The sequence below is a fragment of the Wolbachia endosymbiont (group A) of Icerya purchasi genome, assembly GCF_947251635.1.
Taxonomy (GTDB): Bacteria; Pseudomonadota; Alphaproteobacteria; order Rickettsiales; family Anaplasmataceae; genus Wolbachia; species Wolbachia pipientis.
This window is the reverse complement of the sequence record NZ_OX366357.1, coordinates 691,903-710,466: the sequence shown is the minus strand read 5'-3', so window position 1 is coordinate 710,466 and position 18,564 is coordinate 691,903. Positions and strand designations below refer to the sequence as shown.

Annotated in this window: 8 protein-coding genes and 2 pseudogenes; 8 read left to right on the top strand and 2 right to left on the bottom strand. The window is 35.5% G+C overall.

Annotation, left to right across the window (positions count from 1 at the left end):
- The first annotated feature begins 158 nt into the window (after positions 1–158).
- Together serS and purD are read left to right on the top strand one after the other, a co-directional pair.
- Positions 159–1,436: a serine--tRNA ligase gene (serS, locus tag OPR17_RS03725; RefSeq protein WP_265021201.1), complete on the top strand. Its 1,278-nt coding sequence runs from the start codon at positions 159–161 to the stop codon at positions 1,434–1,436.
- A gap of 34 nt (positions 1,437–1,470) precedes the next feature.
- A complete protein-coding gene (gene purD, locus OPR17_RS03720) occupies positions 1,471–2,742 on the top strand; it encodes a phosphoribosylamine--glycine ligase (RefSeq protein WP_265021200.1) in 1,272 nt (423 codons plus the stop codon).
- A 1,231-nt stretch (positions 2,743–3,973) separates the two neighbouring features.
- On the opposite strand, the pseudogene OPR17_RS03715 reads toward purD, so the two are convergent.
- Positions 3,974–4,105 (bottom strand): annotated as a pseudogene (locus OPR17_RS03715) (IS982 family transposase); the annotation flags it as partial.
- Positions 4,106–4,189: 84 nt separating this feature from the next.
- On the opposite strand from OPR17_RS03715, the pseudogene OPR17_RS03710 reads away from it, so the two are divergent.
- Positions 4,190–5,053 (top strand): annotated as a pseudogene (locus OPR17_RS03710) (IS982 family transposase); the annotation flags it as partial.
- Positions 5,054–6,276: 1,223 nt separating this feature from the next.
- On the opposite strand, the gene OPR17_RS03705 reads toward OPR17_RS03710, so the two are convergent.
- Positions 6,277–7,812, bottom strand: coding sequence for a lysine--tRNA ligase (locus OPR17_RS03705; protein ID WP_265021199.1), 1,536 nt, complete (start codon positions 7,810–7,812; stop codon positions 6,277–6,279).
- 100 nt (positions 7,813–7,912) lie between these two features.
- Between OPR17_RS03705 and OPR17_RS03700 the strand changes: the two genes are divergently transcribed.
- Genes OPR17_RS03700 through OPR17_RS03680 form a run of 5 tightly spaced genes read left to right on the top strand, consistent with a single transcriptional unit; the run spans position 7,913 to position 18,553 of the window.
- Entirely contained in the window at positions 7,913–8,209 is a 297-nt protein-coding gene (locus tag OPR17_RS03700; protein WP_007548615.1) for a type IV secretion system protein VirB3, read from the top strand.
- 9 nt (positions 8,210–8,218) lie between these two features.
- Entirely contained in the window at positions 8,219–10,624 is a 2,406-nt protein-coding gene (locus OPR17_RS03695; RefSeq protein ID WP_265022162.1) for a VirB4 family type IV secretion/conjugal transfer ATPase, read from the top strand.
- The gene (locus OPR17_RS03690) at positions 10,617–13,100 is read left to right on the top strand and encodes a TrbL/VirB6 family protein (RefSeq protein ID WP_265021198.1); all 2,484 of its coding nucleotides are present in this window, start codon (positions 10,617–10,619) and stop codon (positions 13,098–13,100) included. Before OPR17_RS03695 ends, OPR17_RS03690 begins: the two co-directional genes overlap by 8 nt.
- Before the next feature lie 33 nt (positions 13,101–13,133).
- Complete coding sequence (locus OPR17_RS03685; protein WP_265021197.1) at positions 13,134–15,539, top strand: TrbL/VirB6 family protein; 2,406 nt, start codon at positions 13,134–13,136, stop codon at positions 15,537–15,539.
- Positions 15,536–18,553 carry a TrbL/VirB6 family protein gene (locus OPR17_RS03680; RefSeq protein WP_265021196.1) on the top strand — a complete coding sequence of 1,006 codons (3,018 nt, stop codon included), beginning with the start codon at positions 15,536–15,538 and terminating at the stop codon, positions 18,551–18,553. The genes OPR17_RS03685 and OPR17_RS03680 overlap by 4 nt, the downstream gene beginning before the upstream one ends.
- Positions 18,554–18,564 lie beyond the last annotated feature (11 nt).

Here is an 18,564-nt window from a genome sequence, read left to right as displayed (position 1 = left end):
TGTGATGTTCAACATGCTACATCCTATGAATGCTAAGTTAATTAAATTTTAACAAATTCTAACAAAAAAATCAACCATAATAATTTTAGTAGTATGAGAAAATATTGAATATTAAGAGCTTTTAAAGTACAGTAACAATGTTAGTAATAGCACAATATATGCACGATATAGAATATATACGCAAAAACCCTGAAGGATTTGAAAAGGCAATGAAAAGCAGGGGGATAAGAGAGTTTACTGCAAAAGAGATATTAGAAATTGATCACGGGAAAAGGTCATTAACCACTAAATTGCAAGATTTAAATAGGCAGCGCAATGAAATCACAGAGGAAATAAAAAAGCTAAAAATGAGCAAGAACCCCTGTGAAGAGCAAATAAAATCATCAAAAAACATCACAAATGAGATAGAGGCAATTAGCTTAAAAGAACAAGCAGAAAAGGATAAGTTAGTGAATGTTTTATCTAACTTGCCGAATATTTCTGCGCAAGATGTGCCAATAGGTGCAGATGAGAGTTCTAACTTAGAAGTTAGAAAATACGGAGAAAAAAGGCAATTTGATTTTACAGCAAAATCTCATTATGAACTCGGAGAAAAGTTAGGTTTAATGGACTTCGAACAAGCGGCGAGAATTTCCGGATCAAGATTTGCGATATTAAAAGGACAGTTAGCTAAGCTTGGACGAGCGCTAATAAATTTTATGCTTGAAATGCATGTTAATGAATTTGGCTATACTGAGGTGTACCACCCGGCTTTGGTGAAAAACGAAGCTATGTATAATGTTGGTCAGCTACCGAAATTTTCTGACGATTCGTATTTAACTACCGACGAATTGAGGTTGATTCCCACAAGTGAAGTGTTTTTAACAAATTTGGTTGCTGATAAAATAGTAGAGGAAAAAGAACTGCCTATTCGTTTTACTGCGTATTCAGAGTGTTTTCGTAAAGAAGCAGGCAGCGCAGGACGAGACACGAGAGGCATGATAAGGCAACACCAATTTGGTAAAGTGGAATTGGTGAGTATTACAACTGAAGACCAATCAAATGATGAACTTGAGCGCATGACGAATGTTGCTGAAGAGATATTAAAAAAACTGGAGTTACCGTATAGAGTAATGCTGCTGTGCAGTGGCGATATGGGTTTTGCTGCACAAAGGACTTATGACATAGAGGTATGGTTACCTGGGCAAAATAAATATAGAGAAATATCAAGCTGCTCAAATTGTGGTGCATTTCAAGCAAGAAGGATGAACGCTAAATACTCTTCAGAAACTGATAAAAAGATAAAAAAATATGTTCACACTTTAAACGGCTCAGCTTTAGCTATAGGAAGAACGATTATTGCCATAATGGAGAATTATCAAAATTCTGACGGGTCGATTGCAATACCAAACGTGTTGCAAAAATACATGAGTAATGATACTGTTATAAGCAAATAATAATTTTGACATATAGAAAAGCGAGGAAATAAAGATGAAGGTTCTGGTTATAGGTTCTGGTGGGCGTGAGCACGCTCTACTTTGGGCTCTAAAAAAATCTCCTATCTTGACTGAGTTATATGTAACTCCTGGTCGCCAAGCTATGAAAGATCTTGGGGCTCTTGTGGATGTAAATATTCAAAATTCAGTGGATGTTACACAATTTTGCAAGAGAGAAAATATAGAGTTGGTTGTTATTGGTCCAGAACAACCAATAATTGATGGGCTTGCTGATGATTTAGTTGCAGAGGGAATAAATGTTTTTGCTCCAAGTCAAGCAACTGCAAAACTTGAGGGATCGAAGTCTTTTACCAAGGGGCTATGTAAACGATATGGTATACCAACTGCCAAATATGAGTGTTTTGTTGATGAAGGGTTAGCTAAAGATTTTGTACGTAGCAATAAAATAAAGTTTCCACTTGTAGTGAAAGCAAATGGAATTGCAGCAGGAAAAGGGGTGGTTATATGTAATACAGAAAGCGAAGCTTTTTCAGCAATAAATTCAATGCTAGTGGAGAAGAAATTTGGTGAATCAGGTGAAGAAATAATCATAGAAGAGTTTTTAATTGGAGAAGAAGTAAGTTTTTTTGCTCTTATTGATGGGTTGAAAGTAGTAACTCTTGGGTGTGCAAAAGATTATAAGAGAGTGAATGAAAATAATGAAGGCCAAAATACTGGAGGTATGGGGTCGTACTCATCACCTTCAATTATAAGTAAGGACATGGAGCAAAAAATTATCCAAAAAATAATATACCCTACAGCTCAAGCATTGGTTAACATGGGTACGCCTTATAAAGGAGTACTCTTTGCTGGTTTAATGATTTGCAAAGATAGCCCAAAACTTCTCGAGTATAACGTTAGATTCGGTGATCCAGAAACGCAATCTATATTACCTAGATTTGATTCAAATTGCGATTTGTTAAAATTGATGTTGTCAATTGCAGAAGGAAAGTTAAATGTCAAAATGGTGGAACTTAACAACAAATCTACAGTTTGTGTAGTTGTTGCAAGTAAAGGCTATCCGGGTAATTATCAAAAGGGAGAAGTAATTAAAGGATTAGATAAGATTGAAAGCATTCCTGGTGTGTTGGTGTTTCATGCTGGTACTAAATTGGATGAAAGTGGTAACTTAGTTTCCGATGGCGGAAGAGTGCTAAATATAGTAGCAGAAGGGAGCACTATAGAGGAAGCCAAAAGTAAGGTGTACTCAGTATTAAATTTTTTAGAATGGCCAGGGGGCTTCTTCAGATACGATATCGGTAGTTAATGTTAGCTGTCGGTTAGCAGGTGGTTCACAGAAACGAAAAACTTGCTTGACACCCTTCGCCAGTCCCCTTATCATGAAACTGAAGCTATTTATTTATCTTCGCAATCTGTGCAGGTTAATGACAAAAAACTTAGGGTATTTGGCGTCTCATGTTTAATTTTTCGCACTACGTGCATCGCATGTCTTTAAAAATTTCTGGGTTTTTACCTATATAAGCCGAAACGCGCTTACAAAGCGTTTAAGACAGCAAAAAACGTCAAATTGACAAGGGAGAATTTGAATGCTAGCTACTACGGGGTTTCTTTGCCTTTTTTCCTGCTTAGTAAATTTCCTAAACACTTGCGGTGTAGGTTAGTTGCAAGTTAAAAGCAGCTAAATCGCTCTTAATCAAGCGTTTTAGAATAAAAAAAACGCCGATATTTTAGTACATAGTAAATAGCCAACCACCACGGGGCTTCTTTTGCCTTTTTTTTCGCTTGGTAAATTTCTTAATGTTTATGGCTAAAGCAATTTAAGAGACCGAAAATGGTGTCATTCCAGTGCCCCTGTGATGTATTCCAGTGCTCCTTTTTTGTCATCCAAGTAGCTTGACACTGGGATCTATTTGCATGTAACTCCAATTGTGTTTTGGTATGAAACGCGACGCGTATTAGACTTATTTGCAAGCAAAGCTTGCTAGATCCGAGTGTCTGGGCACTGGGATGACATCATAGGGGTGCTGGGCATAAGTGTTGAAAGTATCAAAAATAACGTGATATGAGATGATCAACGGCATGTAAATTACCTCCCGACAGTAAAACAATCGAACGTATAAAAGAGTCATTTAGATCCAATGTGAATTGCAGTAATGCTATTTTGAACCCATGTAGATTATTTTTGATTTTATAAACAAGAAATAACAAAGCCGTAATAATAATCATGTAAATATACACCTTCATGCCATTCATAGTATGGCTTAAAAAGTGCTTATATCCAAGATTTTGCTTTATAAATTTAAAGAACACTTCTATATCCATCTGCGCCTATATAGCTCTGTTACTTCATAAGCTGGCATTTCAAACAAGTTTGTCAAAAACCATATTTCATCTCCAATTTTATTTCTGATTTTTATTAGCCGTAGATCATGCTTTTCTGCCACTTTACCTCGTGCACGATAAAGATTAACTATTATATCTTCTAAAATCTCTGATCCATCCGATTTTTGTTCTCTTATAAACGCGAATTCTGGATTAAGGAAGGAAGTATAGGAAATAGAAGGCTTTTTGGATTTGATGGAATAGGAGATGAGAGTAGAAAAGATATGAACCAAGAAATCAACAGGGGATCTATGGCGAGTGTGTTCAATTTCTAGTCTATTTTTTAGACGCGAATTCTGGATTAAAGGAGAATAGAAAAGGCAGAAAACAGGGTAAACTCAGCAATTATAAAAAAATAGATGAGGTTACCCATGGAAGACATAACAAAACTGTTTTGTTTGGTCGATGATTTTTGCAGAGATATAGAGAAAAATTTTGCAGGCAAACTACTGCCAAATGGTAAAAAACCCACAAGAACAACGGAAATTGAGCACTCTGAAATCATGACAATAATCCTGCTATATCAACAATCTCCGTGTAAAAATTTCAAAACTTTCTATCTACATTACCTAACGTTGCTCTACAAATCAGAGTTTCCAAAGTTGCCTTCATATACCAGGTTTGTTGCTCTAAAGCCTAGGGTTTTGTGGCATTTAGCAATGTTGTTGCATTGGCTTTGTGGACAGTCAGAAAACACTGGAATTTCATATATAGACACAACTCCCATTGCAGTTTGTCATGCAAAAAGAATATCCAAAAACAAAGTTTTTGCTGGAATTGCAAAATTAAGCAAGAGTACTTACGGCTGGTTTTTTGGTTTCAAATTACATATGGTAATCAATGAAAATGGTGAAATTCATGCACTTACGCTAACAAAAGGCAATGTTGATGATAGGATACCTGTGCCAAATTTGACGGAAAAATTAACCGGCCTTTTGTTTGGTGACAAAGGTTATATTGCAAAAGAGCTTTTTCAGAAGCTGTTTGACCGAGGTTTGAAACTTGTTACCAAGGTGAAAAAAGGTATGAAAAATACATTAATTTCGCTAAATGAGAAGATTTTACTGAGAAAAAGGTCTATCATTGAGACTGTTTTTGGTTACCTAAAAAATAGACTAGAAATTGAACACACTCGCCATAGATCCCCTGTTGATTTCTTGGTTCATATCTTTTCTACTCTCATCTCCTATTCCATCAAATCCAAAAAGCCTTCTATTTCCTATACTTCCTTCCTTAATCCAGAATTCGCGTTTATAAGAGAACAAAAATCGGATGGATCAGAGATTTTAGAAGATATAATAGTTAATCTTTATCGTGCACGAGGTAAAGTGGCAGAAAAGCATGATCTACGGCTAATAAAAATCAGAAATAAAATTGGAGATGAAATATGGTTTTTGACAAACTTGTTTGAAATGCCAGCTTATGAAGTAACAGAGCTATATAGGCGCAGATGGATATAGAAGTGTTCTTTAAATTTATAAAGCAAAATCTTGGATATAAGCACTTTTTAAGCCATACTATGAATGGCATGAAGGTGTATATTTACATGATTATTATTACGGCTTTGTTATTTCTTGTTTATAAAATCAAAAATAATCTACATGGGTTCAAAATAGCATTACTGCAATTCACATTGGATCTAAATGACTCTTTTATACGTTCGATTGTTTTACTGTCGGGAGGTAATTTACATGCCGTTGATCATCTCATATCACGTTATTTTTGATACTTTCAACACTTATGCCCAGCACCCCTATGATGTCATCCCAGTGCCCAGACACTCGGATCTAGCAAGCTTTGCTTGCAAATAAGTCTAATACGCGTCGCGTTTCATACCAAAACACAATTGGAGTTACATGCAAATAGATCCCAGTGTCAAGCTACTTGGATGACAAAAAAGGAGCACTGGAATACATCACAGGGGCACTGGAATGACACCATTTTCGGTCTCTTAAATTGCTTTAGCCATAAACATTAAGAAATTTACCAAACGAAAAAAAGGCAAAAGAAGCCCCATGGTTAACTAGTTATTTATATGTACTTCAAAATATTGGCGTTTTTTATTCTAAACGCTACGATTCAGCCGCTTTTAAATGCGACTAACCTAAATTATAAACGTTAAGAAATTTACTGAGTGGAAAAAAAAGGCAAAGAAACCCTAGGGTAGCTAGCATTCAAATTCTCCCTTGTTCTATTTGACGTCTTTTGATGTCTTGAACGCTTTATAAGCGCGTTTCTGCTTGTATAGGTAGAAACCTAAAAGTTTTATAAAGACATGAGGTGCACATAGTGCAAAAAATTAAGCATGATTTACGCCAAATACAAAGTTCCCTTTGTCGTTTTAATCTGCAGATTGCGAAGATAAATAAATAGCTTCATCCTTATGATAAGAGGGCTGGCTGAGGGTGTCAAGGAATTCTTATTAAAACTAAAGAGCTCAAATGAAAGAAGGTAAACTTTAAAGTATACATTTAATAGCGCTTTCTATGAGAGAAATCGTATTATCCATTCCATAAAGCTTTATGAAAGATCCCATTCTTGGACCGGTTTTTTGGCCAAGTAACGTTTCATATAATAGCTGAAACCAGTCACGTAAGTTAGTGTAATCATATTTTTTTCCAATAGAAAATACCTGAGATTGAATTTCTTCAGCAGTAGCAGTTATAGATAGAGAATGTAAAGTGTCCTTCAAATCTAGTAACGCTTCTTTCTCTTTTTCATTTGGAGTTTTATATGATTTTGTTGGCTTGATAAAATCGTGATAATACTTTACTGCAAAGTCTGAAAGTCTATCAAGCATTTTATTATTTTCTGGTGTAACGTTCGGTGCATAAGAGGATATAAAACCCCATAGGATCTCTTTGTTTTCAGCATTACAAGCTGCTGCTAGGTTTAAAAGTAGTGAGAAATTTATGCCTGAAGTTTCTATACTGGGAACATTGCCCTGGTGAATGTGCCAAGCAGGATTATTTATATCCTTTTCTTTGTTCTCATGATAACGCTTTACAAATCCTAAATATTCATCAGTTGATTTTGGTATCACATCAAAATATAAACGTTTAGCTTTTTTAGGACTCTGAAAAATGTACAATGCTAAGCTCTCTGTTGGTGCGTAAGTTAGCCACTCTTCAATTGAAATGCCATTTCCTTTTGATTTTGATATTTTCTTTCCTTCTTTATCAAGGAAAAACTCGTAGCAAAACAGAAGTGGTGGCTTTTCTCCAAGTATTTCACATATTTGACTTGAAAACACAGCAGATGGAGTTAAATCTTTTCCGTGAGCTTCGTAATTTACTCCAAATGCGGCCCACCTCATTCCCCAATCAGGTTTCCACTGCAATTTACATTTTCCTTTTGTCACCGAAATTTTTATTTTTCCCCCGTTTGGGTCTTCATATGTGATTGTTCCTTTATCTGTATTTGTTTCAATTACTGGAACTTGTAAAACTTGAGAAGTTTTTGGGCATATTGGCAAGAATGGACTATAAGTCTGCTGTCTTTCTTCCCGAAATGATGGAAGCATTACGTTCATCACTTTATCATAATTTTTCAGCAAGAGTAAAAGTTTTTCATCGTAAACGCCAGATTTATAACACTCTGTTGCACTCCTGAACTCGTATTCAAATTCAAACATATCAAGAAATTTACACAACAATGAATTCATATGATGACCATAACTCTGATGAGTGGCAAATGGATCAGGTATCATAGTTAGTGGTTTATTTAAGTGCTCTCTTAGCATCTCTTGATTTGGCACATTATCTGGTATTTTTCGCAAACCATCCATATCATCTGAAACTGCAATGATTTTGGTTTTTATACCAGGAGCTATTTTTTTTAATGCATTTACAATAACTGTAGTGCGGAAAACCTCTCCAAAGGTTCCTATGTGGGGTAAACCAGAGGGTCCATAACCAGTTTCAAATATTATTTCTTTTCTATTCGGAAATTCTTGCAATATTTTTTCTGCTTCTTGAAACGGCCAACTTGTCATTATCTGGATTAAATAATGTATCTTAACTTAAAGTGCTACTAGTTTCAATGGATTTTTAATATAATGATATAGTATTAGTTATTATTAGAAGGTTAAAGATATGTCCACAGGTAGTATACAAACAGATCAATTATTCAAAGGTCTTACAAGACCTGCAATGCTTTTTGGTGTGAGTTATATGTTTGCAATATTAAACGTCCTGATTTGCATGCTAATTTTCATTAATTCAAATGATTTGAGAGTGATTCTCTTAATGTTACCAGGTATACATGGACTTGGTTATATAGCTTCTGCAAAAGAACCGTTGTTTATTGAATTATTTATGGTAAAATTAGGGAAGTGCTCGAAATGTTTAAATCGTTTTTATCATGGAGCCAATTCTTATGATATTGCTTAATGTTGTGTGATGCTGAGGTTTGGGGCTGTTCAATCAAAGAATAAATCTACTCTGAGCAGGGAAGTTCACGCTGCTGAATTTATTCCTTATTCTTGCTATTGGAATAGCACAACCTTGATGACAAAAGAAAATTGGTTGGTTAAGGTTATAAAATTAAGTGGCTTTGCATTTGAAACCGCCGATGACGAGGATTTAGTAATACAAAATAATATCAGGAACCAGATGCTAAGAAGCATTTCGTCTCCGGCATTTAGTTTGTATTTTCATACTATCAGACGTAAGAAAAATATTTTTTCTGATGAATTTGCAAATCAAGGTTTGCCGAATTTTTTCGCTAATCACGTAAATCTAAAATGGAGAGAAAAACACGCAACAAGGCAATCATTTATTAATGACCTATACATTACGATTATCCGTAGAGCGGACACAAAAGGAGTAGAATTTTTGTCACATCTACTAAAAAAATTCGGACATGTAACTTCAAAACATGCTTGGGAAAGTGATATACGTGCCACGTATGAAGATTTAGAGGAAACGACAAATCGTGTAGTGACAAGCCTTAGAAATTATTCGCCTAAAATTCTTGAAGTAAAAGAAACTCCAGATGGTTTGTTCTGCGAAATAATGGAGTTTCTATCTAGAATCGTAAATTGTGGATTCGTTACAAATACGCTTTTTCCGCTAAGAACTGAAATATCAAGGTACTTACCAGTACATAGGTTATTCTTTGGCCGTAAGATGATACAGGTTGTGACTCATAATGAGAGTAAATATGCTGGAATAGTTAGTATCAAAGAATATGGAAATCATACTTCTGCAGGAATGCTTGATTCGTTTTTACAACTTCCTTACGAGTTTATAATTACGCAATCTTTTCAATTTATAAACAGGCAAATGGCGATTGGAAAAATGCAGATACAGCAAAATCGAATGATACAGTCTGCAGATAAAGCTATTTCTCAAATAGCAGAAATTTCTCAAGCGCTTGATGACGCAATGAGTGGTAAGATTGCCTTTGGTCAACATCACCTGACTATTTTATGTATAGAAAAAAGTCCTAAATCATTGGATAACGCTCTGTCGTTGGTAGAATCAGAGCTTTCTAATTGCGGTGTTTACCCTATACGTGAGAGAGTTAACCTTGAACCAGCATTTTGGGCGCAAATTCCTGGTAATTTTGATTATATAGTGAGAAAAGCTACAATAAGTAGTCTTAATTTGGCTGGATTTGCATCTCAACATAATTATCCTACTGGCAATAAATTCAATAACCACTGGGGAGACGCTGTTACAGTTTTTGACACGACATCTGGTACTCCATTTTTTTTCAACTTTCATATAAGGGATGTTGGACACACTATGATAATTGGCCCAACTGGTGCTGGTAAAACTGTTTTAATGAATTTCCTGTGTGCCCAAGCGATGAAGTTTTCTCCAAGGATATTCTTTTTTGATAAAGATCGCGGTGCAGAGATTTTCTTAAGAGCACTTAGTGGTATCTATACTGTAATAGAACCAAGAACTAAAACAAATTTTAATCCTTTACAACTTGATGATACCTCTGATAATAGAACATTTTTAATGGAGTGGATAAAGTCTTTAATTTCGGTATATAATGATAAATTTACTTCAGAAGATATTGCACGAATTAATGATGCAATTGAAGGAAATTTTAAATTAAGAAAAGAAGACAGGTTCTTGAGAAACCTTGTACCGTTTTTAGGACTTGCAGGTCCTGATACTCTAGCTGGAGCAATATCTATGTGGCATGATAATGGTTCTCATGCTGCAATATTTGACAATAAAGAAGATTTACTAGATTTTTCACGAGCAAGAGTGTTTGGTTTTGAGATGGCTAGCTTGCTCAAAGATCCTGTTGCCCTTGGACCAGTATTGATTTATTTATTCCATAGAATTAGCATATCTCTTGATGGCACTCCATCTATTATCGTTCTTGATGAGGCATGGGCATTAATAGATAATCCAGTTTTTGCACCCAAGATAAAAGACTGGTTGAAGGTACTGAGAAAACTAAATGCTTTTGTAATTTTTGCTACTCAGAGTGTTGAGGATGCAAGTAAAAGTGCTATTAGCGATACGCTTGTACAACAAACAGCGACACAGATTTTTTTACCAAATCTGAAAGCTACTAGTGTCTATCGGGATGTTTTTATGTTAACTGAACGTGAATATATATTAATTAAACACACAGATCCAAGTACTAGATTCTTTTTGGTGAAACAAGGAGTCAATGCTGTGGTAGCTAGAATAGACTTAAAAGACTTAGATGATATAATCAACGTATTATCTGGACGTGCAGAAAGTGTCATACTGTTACATGATATATTAAAAGAAGTTGGAGATAACCCAAAAGTATGGTTGCCTATATTTTATCAGAAGGTAAAAAATGTTTAAGACTAAGCTGTCATTGCTATTAATTGCAATATTTTTACTAAATATAGATTTCTTACTCTCATATCCAGTGCTTGCAGATGGAGTAAGTGGTACTGACAAGACGGAATTTGTTAGTAGATTTAATTCTACTAGCAGCTTTAGCCGAGCTTCTAACCCTGATTGTGGAGCGTTTAAAACAGCTGCAGCACTTGCTGGAATAGCGATTGCTGTTGGTGCAATATTTACTGGCATTGTTTTGATCGTTTCTTCTGCTGGTTTATTTACTGTTCTTGTTGTCATTGGAATGATAGCTGCAATTGTTGGAGTCTGGAAAGCGATAGGAGGGCTTGTTGTTTGTGAACATAGTTTTGTTAAACACCCAGTTGCACGTGGTCATGATGGAAAGTATAAAGATTTCGGATTCTCAAAACCAGAATACTCAAAATATTCAGAGTGTATAAATAAGAATTACCAAAAGGAAGATGAATATTTTAAATGTTTTGATAAGGAAAATGGATCAATAGAAGTAGGTAAAAAAATAGAGAAGGGCATTTTAAACTCCATACCTGATCAAAATGCTGGTAGTTATTACTGGCCAAAAAATGGTGTGCAATACAGTGAATATATAGAAGTATGCCATAGAAATCCTTTAACGTTTGGTAATCTTTTTGGTGATATAGACTTTAATGTTAGAGAGAAAGATACTGGATATGTAGATGGGTCATGGTCACCAAGAGTTGATGGTAAGCTAGAGTGTAAAACGATCAAAGCTGGGGGTGAGCCTGCAACAATACATGGATCAACATTCAAAGCAGTGAAAAAAATGGGTAGATTATGTGTGGAGTTAGCCAGTGTTAGCATGCTTGGTATCGAAATGACTCCTTGGCCGCAAGGGGTTGATATGGGATGCACAGAATTGCCACCTGACCCACTTGCTCCTATGTGTGAAAAATCTGTGATGATATTCAAAAATAAAGATGGCACAGGGAAAGAAGAAGTTTCTATTGGTAGTGATAATGACTATAAAACTAATATAAGAAATAGGGAAAAAGAAGGAAAAATTTTTGTAGGTTACGACAATAAAGGCTGTTTTAGCTCGTATGTCTCTGAAGCTTGTTACAATCAGGCAGGGAGTAAATCATTAGCTCCTATTCCCGTAACTTCTATGATAGTGCAATGCATTAAGGAATCGTTAGATAATTTAGTTGCAGGTATTGATTCAAGTGGCAGCCCACTTAAGGATCAAAATGGACATAACAAGGGCAGTTTCTTGTCTGTAGCACAAAAGAGGTTGAAAAACGCTGTCACTGCTGTTTTGGTTTTAGCTTTAATACTGTTCTCTATAAAAGCCATGTCTGGTGGAGTGCGCAGCCCACAAGAAATGTACATGTTGATTATTAAATTCGCTTTAGTGATTTACTTCACAACAGGCAGTACCATGTCTCATTATTATGGAGAATTAACTCGTCTCTCAAATGGTTTGTCAGAAATAGTGCTGAAAGCTTCATCTGAAAGCAAAGGAATATGTAATTATGAAGCTAATGATTATAAATATAGTACAAGAAATTATAGCTACCTTGCTCCTTGGGATAGGCTTGATTGTAGGATTATATTCTATTTAGGAGCACCTTTAGAAGGGATTGGTGGCAAAATTGGTACTGGAGGTGTTGCAACGTTAGCAGTCTTGCTTGGTGCTGCCCCTGTCTTGTTAGTTGCAGGTTCGATAATTGGTATTATTTTCGCTGGTGGACAAATTTTAGTAGCTCTTGTCTGTATATTTATGGCCATTCTGATGATGATGGTTATTTTGTGGCTGTGCTATGTGTTTATTTTATCTCTAGTTGCTTTAAGTGTAATCATCATTTTATCACCTTTGTTCATTCCTATGGTTTTATTCCAACACACCAAAGGATATTTTGATGGCTGGGTAAGAGAATTAATCACCTATAGCTTATACCCGGTTATCCTTTTTGCGTTTTTGTCCTTTATGTTCATAGCATGTGATAAAATTTATTTTAAAAATTTGAACTTTAAGTCGGACAAGGAATATGAGGATAAAATAAAAGCCTCGGGTGGTAGCAAAAAACAATGGTTTAAATTGAAAGATGGAGAATGTAATAACAATGAAACTACTCTAGCATGTATGATGCAAAACTATAGCTTTAAAAAGAGCAGCATACTTGGTCTATTCGACTTTACATACATGGAGTTTGGCAGCTCTCTCATCGGAGAATTATTAAAATTGTGTCTAGTGTTATTCCTCTTTTACCACTTTTTAAACATTCTGCCTAACATGGCTGCTGAACTTGCTGGTAACCATAGAGCAGCACTTGGCTCAGGTCATACACCTGGACAAATGGTGGGTAAAGCTTTATCTGCTGCCAAAGCTGCTACTGGTGCTGTTGGTCAAGCGGCTGCTGCGGCTGTCAAGAAGGCAAGAGGTACTGGTGGAGGAGGTGGGAATAGTGGTAAAGGTTCCAGCGAAAAGATTAACTAAGGTGGCGGTGATGCTAGTTAAGGTAAATAACAGATGCTTAAACGTTTAAGTAACCAAAACTTGGGTAAGTTATGCATAAGTTTTGTGGTGCTTTTTTTATTGTCTGGATGCGGGGAGGATCACTGTATTAAGCCAGAAAATTTATCAGGTTTGCGTGAAAAACTAGATATAGTGTCAACAGAGCAGAAGTGGGTTGATTCCGGTGTTAATATCTCAGATAGAATAAGAGTAACAGAGATTGACATAGTGTCTAGTAAGGTTAATTTTTGTCCTAAGCAGTATGCAGATTTTGCAATTGGGCCTGGGAGAAATGATGTTACATTACCATTTGCACTTGAAGCCGGTGATTCGATAAGCTTTAGTGTGATTGGAAGTAAAGTGTGTAAAGATAAAGAGAGTGAGACAAAAATCAGGTATGTGAAAATCGACGAAAAGTGTAGTGAGCAAGAAACGGAACATTTTGCACATGTTTTAAATCAAGAGAAATGCCAAGGTGGCAAGGATGGGATATGTCCTAATAAATATATAATAGGCGATGCGCAATGGTTGAATGGAAAAGAGTACTGGTTTTCAAAGTTAGATCAAGATGAAAGAAAAAAGGAAATTGAAAATATTATTAACTCTATAAAACAAGGAGAAAATATAGATTGCAGCAAGCTTTCAGAGAACAGTGCAAGTAAGATAGATACGCGCATTTTAAATTTACTCTGTAAACGTATATGTAAATTTTCTTCTGGCAGCGGAAACAAAGATTGCGTGTATATTGAATACAATAGTATAGAGGGTGAGGTATCCCGGTCTGATGTTAACGCTATTAGAAACATACTGAAAAAAAAGCAGGTAAAAACTGACATTACATTTCTAAAAGTTGATATGGATAATGAAACTCTTGAACACATTCCAGGTGGTGGTTTATGTACTAGTTGTGATCATAAGATGGAGAATGACCATCGAACACCAAGTTTAACTTTTAGTTTATGTAGTAGAAATGACGAGCACTGCTACAATAGAAATGACAAAGGTGGTTTTAACATAAGAGTAACAAAGAACCATAGCCTAAAAAATAACTTGTATATAAGCGTCTCTGACAAACTTCCTGAGCATAAGCCTGGTGAAAACCAAGCGGATATATCTGTAGATATCAGCAAAGTTCATGACATCCAATATATGGAAAATTTGAAAGGAAAATTAAAAAACAAAAGCGGTACCATATATTATGGAATAAGAGACCATGGCTGCGATTACAAAAATGAAGGTCAGTTTAGCATTAACCTCACAACTAAAGAGCCACCTACAAGAACTTTTAGTGCGATATACAACTTTTTTGATGAGAAAGTGAAAACTGCATTTTTCGGCTCTAGTTATAAAGACTCTAACGCAATTCACTCTGATACTAGTCCTGTAAAGTCTCTTTACGAAAGTTTTATAAAATCACGCAGAACAAATACCATTAGATCCACGATAATATCGCTGTTAGTATTATACATAACCTTATATACCCTTTACTACTTTTTTGGTTTAACTCATATTTCTATATATGAGTTTTTAATTATATGCGTAAAGATAGGAATCATCGTCCAGTTGTTGCAGGATAATAGCTGGAACTTTTTTTATAACAATGCATTCTCTATGCTTATTAACACTCCAAAACAACTAATAGAAATAGCAAATTTTAGAGGTACGACATCAAATGTTTTTGAATTCCTTGATTTGCCGCTCAATAGGTTCTTGTCATCGCATTCAGTATTGTTAATAGTATCTCTTATATTTTCTGGCCCTTTAGGCATTGTATCTTTTTGCTTGGTGATCTGGGGTTTAATCACAGTGAGCTTATCTATTTTTAATGCCTTATTTTCTTTTATTACATCTATAGCAATAGTTGCGTTATTACTTTCTTTAGCACCTATTTTTATTATTTGTCTTTTATTTACGTATACTAGGCAGATGTTTCACAACTGGGTTAAAAATTTAGCAAGATTTGCGATTCATCCGGTAGTGCTTTTAATTTTTATATCTCTGATAAGTCAGGTTATGGATTATATCATATATTCAGTATTTGATTTTGAAGTCTGCTCTACGTGTATACTTAGTATTAACCTAAAGATTTTTAACCCTTGTATCTTCTATGGTTATGCTTCCAAATATACACCTAATATTACCGCTATGATGGCTTTTGTTATTTTGGGACACGCTATGAAAGCTTTAGTTGAAGCTTCTTCGACAATATCTGACTCGTTGTTTGGTGTTTATGTGCAAAACGAACCTGGGAGACAATATCAACAAAGCTTAATGGGAACAGTAGGGTTAGATAAGGAAAGCGTTCAAAACAGAGAAAGAGGAGGTGTTTCTCAACAGTCAGGTACGTCAAGCCGAAGACCTCAAATACCGCAGCAAAGGACTGAGCAAGCAGCTCAAGGGCCTAGAGGAGGCCCATTATGATAAGTAAAAGATCACTATTATTGATACTGTGTCTTGCAATCACTGGTTGTAACATGGATTGTGTCGAACCTGGGTTGCAGAGCAGAAACACCAGCGTTAATGTGGATGTTCCAGTTCATAAAGCCGATAAAATTCATTGGGTTGATTCTGGTCAGGTAATTAGTCAGGGTGAGAAAATCAAATTCACCCTCGATGGATCAGTAAATTTTTGCCCTCTTAAAGAAGACAAAAATCCAAGGGAAGTACTTGTGCCTGCTGTATTTTGTACTGATGGCTCAGAACCAAATTATAGTAAAGCTGCAAATATTAACGATGTGCCTAATAATTATGGCGTTGAGGAAAAAGGCGTAAATGAAAACGAATTGTGCGGTGGTAAAGGATTTGGCAGCAATAGACGTTATGTGGATACTGGAATTAAAGTAAATCCTGGTGATAAGTTAAGCTTCAGCTTAGTTCCCAGAAAAATAACAATTGATTATGACAATCCAGGAGGGAAAGGTATCAGCTTTGATGACAATTGTTATAGAGCTGAAGAAGGAGGTGAAAAAGTGTCAGCAAGTGAAATATTGAATGTTAGCAAGCAAGAGGGAGAGGAATTTTTTTGTGAGGGCAAGGATGGAAAGAGAAATAAAATAAAATTTTTACCTCTTGATAAAACAAAAGCAAAGGAAAGCAAAGTGCTAGTTGGCAATGGGTACACTCCATATGATAATAAGGTACATTTTAATAAAGGTTATGTTAAAAACAACGAACCATGGATACATGGCTCGCTGTTCGATTTACGCCGAGCTAAAATAGGATTGAATGAGTTATGTGATGGAAAAAACTGTAGTTTGGATGAGAAAAAAAAGTACAGTTCTTATGAGCTTAATTGTTACTATCAGAATATATGCTATACTAGAAAAGGTATATGGAGCTATGGTTCAGGTCAAGCAGGAGAACGGAACTGTGTCTCTTCTATAAGATACGATAAGTATGATAAAAAAAATAAAGAAAACAAAAGAGAAAATAAATGTGACATTTACTCTCACCTCAAAGAGGTTGAAGACAAACTTAAGAAGATTGAAGAAAACACAGGGAGTAACATTGATCTTACATTAAACACTAAAGATGATGACTCTTGGGCTGAAGCGCTTGTTGCAAAAATTGGCAAGCCTGATGATCAAGATACTACTAAAGGCATTCAATGTCTTCCAAAGAAAGAGGGTGCAAAAGGGGATAATATGTGTTCGCAAATTGGCGGTAACAATAAATTCGAGGATTTTTCTCTGGAATTGAACAATGATTATCCAGTAAATGACGAGGTAACGCCCGGTAGTAGTGTGATGCTCGCTATCGCAGATTATGGTCATTATTACTATAATAGAGGAGGGTACCATGTTAAAGTGACTAGATCATGTGAATATATTAATGGCGAAAAATTATATGTATATTTAGGTGATGAGCCACCTAAAGATTTGCATGGTGTGGGAACTAATGATTTTAAAGTGGTAGGAGTGAGAGAAAGAGTAAACGGAAAAGATGAGTACACCATATTAGATGTAATAAGCGGAGAACACTTTCAGAACGAAGAATCTAAGAAGATATATTTCGGCATCAATGTAAGCAACGTAGAGAGAGATGACATTACAGATAAAAATGGCAAATATTATGAAAATAATAAGTACACAGTAACTTTATTTGTTAAAAGAAAAATTAATGATTTTATTTCATCGAATGTAAACGGGGTATTTAAACTTATAAAAGAAGAAGTAATTGGGGACAGCGTTAAAGATTCATACAAAGGATATGCAAGAGGTCTTCTTCAAGGGGTAAGAGCTTTGCTTACTCTATACGTTATATTTACTGTCGTTGGCTATATGCTTGGAACAATACAGCTAAGTAAATTTGATTTCATTGTAAGAATGTTCAAGATAGCATTTATAGCTTTTGCCTTTAGCGATAGAAGCTGGGAACTTTTTGGTACAACTTTATCCAGACTTTTTATAGATGGTAGCACTTATTTAGTTGATAGCTTTTCTGGCTATATAGGGGAAGGGGGGAGAAAATTTGCATTCTTAGACTTGACAGCAGGAGTATTATTCACAGCAGAAACTTGGTTAAAGTTTTTATCATTGATGCTCTCTGGTCCTTTTGGCTTTATTGCATTTTTGGCAATACTCTACGCTACTTTTATGTTCTTAAAATGCATTATTAGCGCTACGTTTAAATATGTAATATCTACTGTTTTAGTAGCGTTTTTATTGTCGTTAACACCTTTGTTTATTGTATTTATTCTATTCCAACAGACTAAATCCTTGTTTGATAACTGGATAAAAACGCTGGCTCACGTTGCAGTACAACCAGTTATTTTATTTTCATCTTTATCTCTTTTAAATCAGTTGATGTATTCAGTTCTATACAATCTCACAAATTTTTCTGCATGCTATCAATGTTTAATTAGCGTAAATTTCTTATCGTATGATCTATGCCTGATGAAATCAATACTGCCTCTTGGATACAGTCCTGGCACTAATGTTGATGTTGCATTAAGTACCGGAGAAAGAGCTGGTGGGCACTTTGCAGCATTACCTATAGACCTAATCCAGGCGTTTATATACATCATTATTGCCTGTGCAATGGAAGCTTTTGTTTCTATATCGGAAGCTATGGCACAAGCACTATTCAGCTCTGGTTTTGGGGTTGCTGGCAGTGTTGGTCAAGTTGCTAAGAGCGCATCGCAAGCTATGCTGTCCACCGTTGGCCTTGATGATAAGACCCAAGGTATTATACAGAACATTAGGCAACAAGTGGGTAAAGATCGGACGGAAGTTGACGTGAAGGATAATTCCATGAGCCCTAAATCTGAAATACCAGAACGATCAGGTAAGCAAGAAGGTCCTGATAAAAAGGAGAGGGGGAGCTCTAAACCTGAAGCACCAAAACAATCAGGTCAGCAAAAAAATCCTGATGAAACAATAAGAAGTGATCCTAGTGATAAAGCTAAAAACAAGGAAGGAAATGGAGAGAAGTAAGATATGAATGA

Excerpts from the sequence above, each read along its gene's own strand:
- serS (WP_265021201.1), top strand. The coding sequence starts at position 159 with ATGCACGATATAGAATATATACGCAAAAACCCTGAAGGATTTGAAAAG.
- purD (WP_265021200.1), top strand. The coding sequence starts at position 1,471 with ATGAAGGTTCTGGTTATAGGTTCTGGTGGGCGTGAGCACGCTCTACTT.
- OPR17_RS03705 (WP_265021199.1), bottom strand. The coding sequence starts at position 7,812 with ATGACAAGTTGGCCGTTTCAAGAAGCAGAAAAAATATTGCAAGAATTT.
- OPR17_RS03700 (WP_007548615.1), top strand. The coding sequence starts at position 7,913 with ATGTCCACAGGTAGTATACAAACAGATCAATTATTCAAAGGTCTTACA.
- OPR17_RS03695 (WP_265022162.1), top strand. The coding sequence starts at position 8,219 with ATGCTGAGGTTTGGGGCTGTTCAATCAAAGAATAAATCTACTCTGAGC.
- OPR17_RS03690 (WP_265021198.1), top strand. The coding sequence starts at position 10,617 with ATGTTTAAGACTAAGCTGTCATTGCTATTAATTGCAATATTTTTACTA.
- OPR17_RS03685 (WP_265021197.1), top strand. The coding sequence starts at position 13,134 with ATGCTTAAACGTTTAAGTAACCAAAACTTGGGTAAGTTATGCATAAGT.
- OPR17_RS03680 (WP_265021196.1), top strand. The coding sequence starts at position 15,536 with ATGATAAGTAAAAGATCACTATTATTGATACTGTGTCTTGCAATCACT.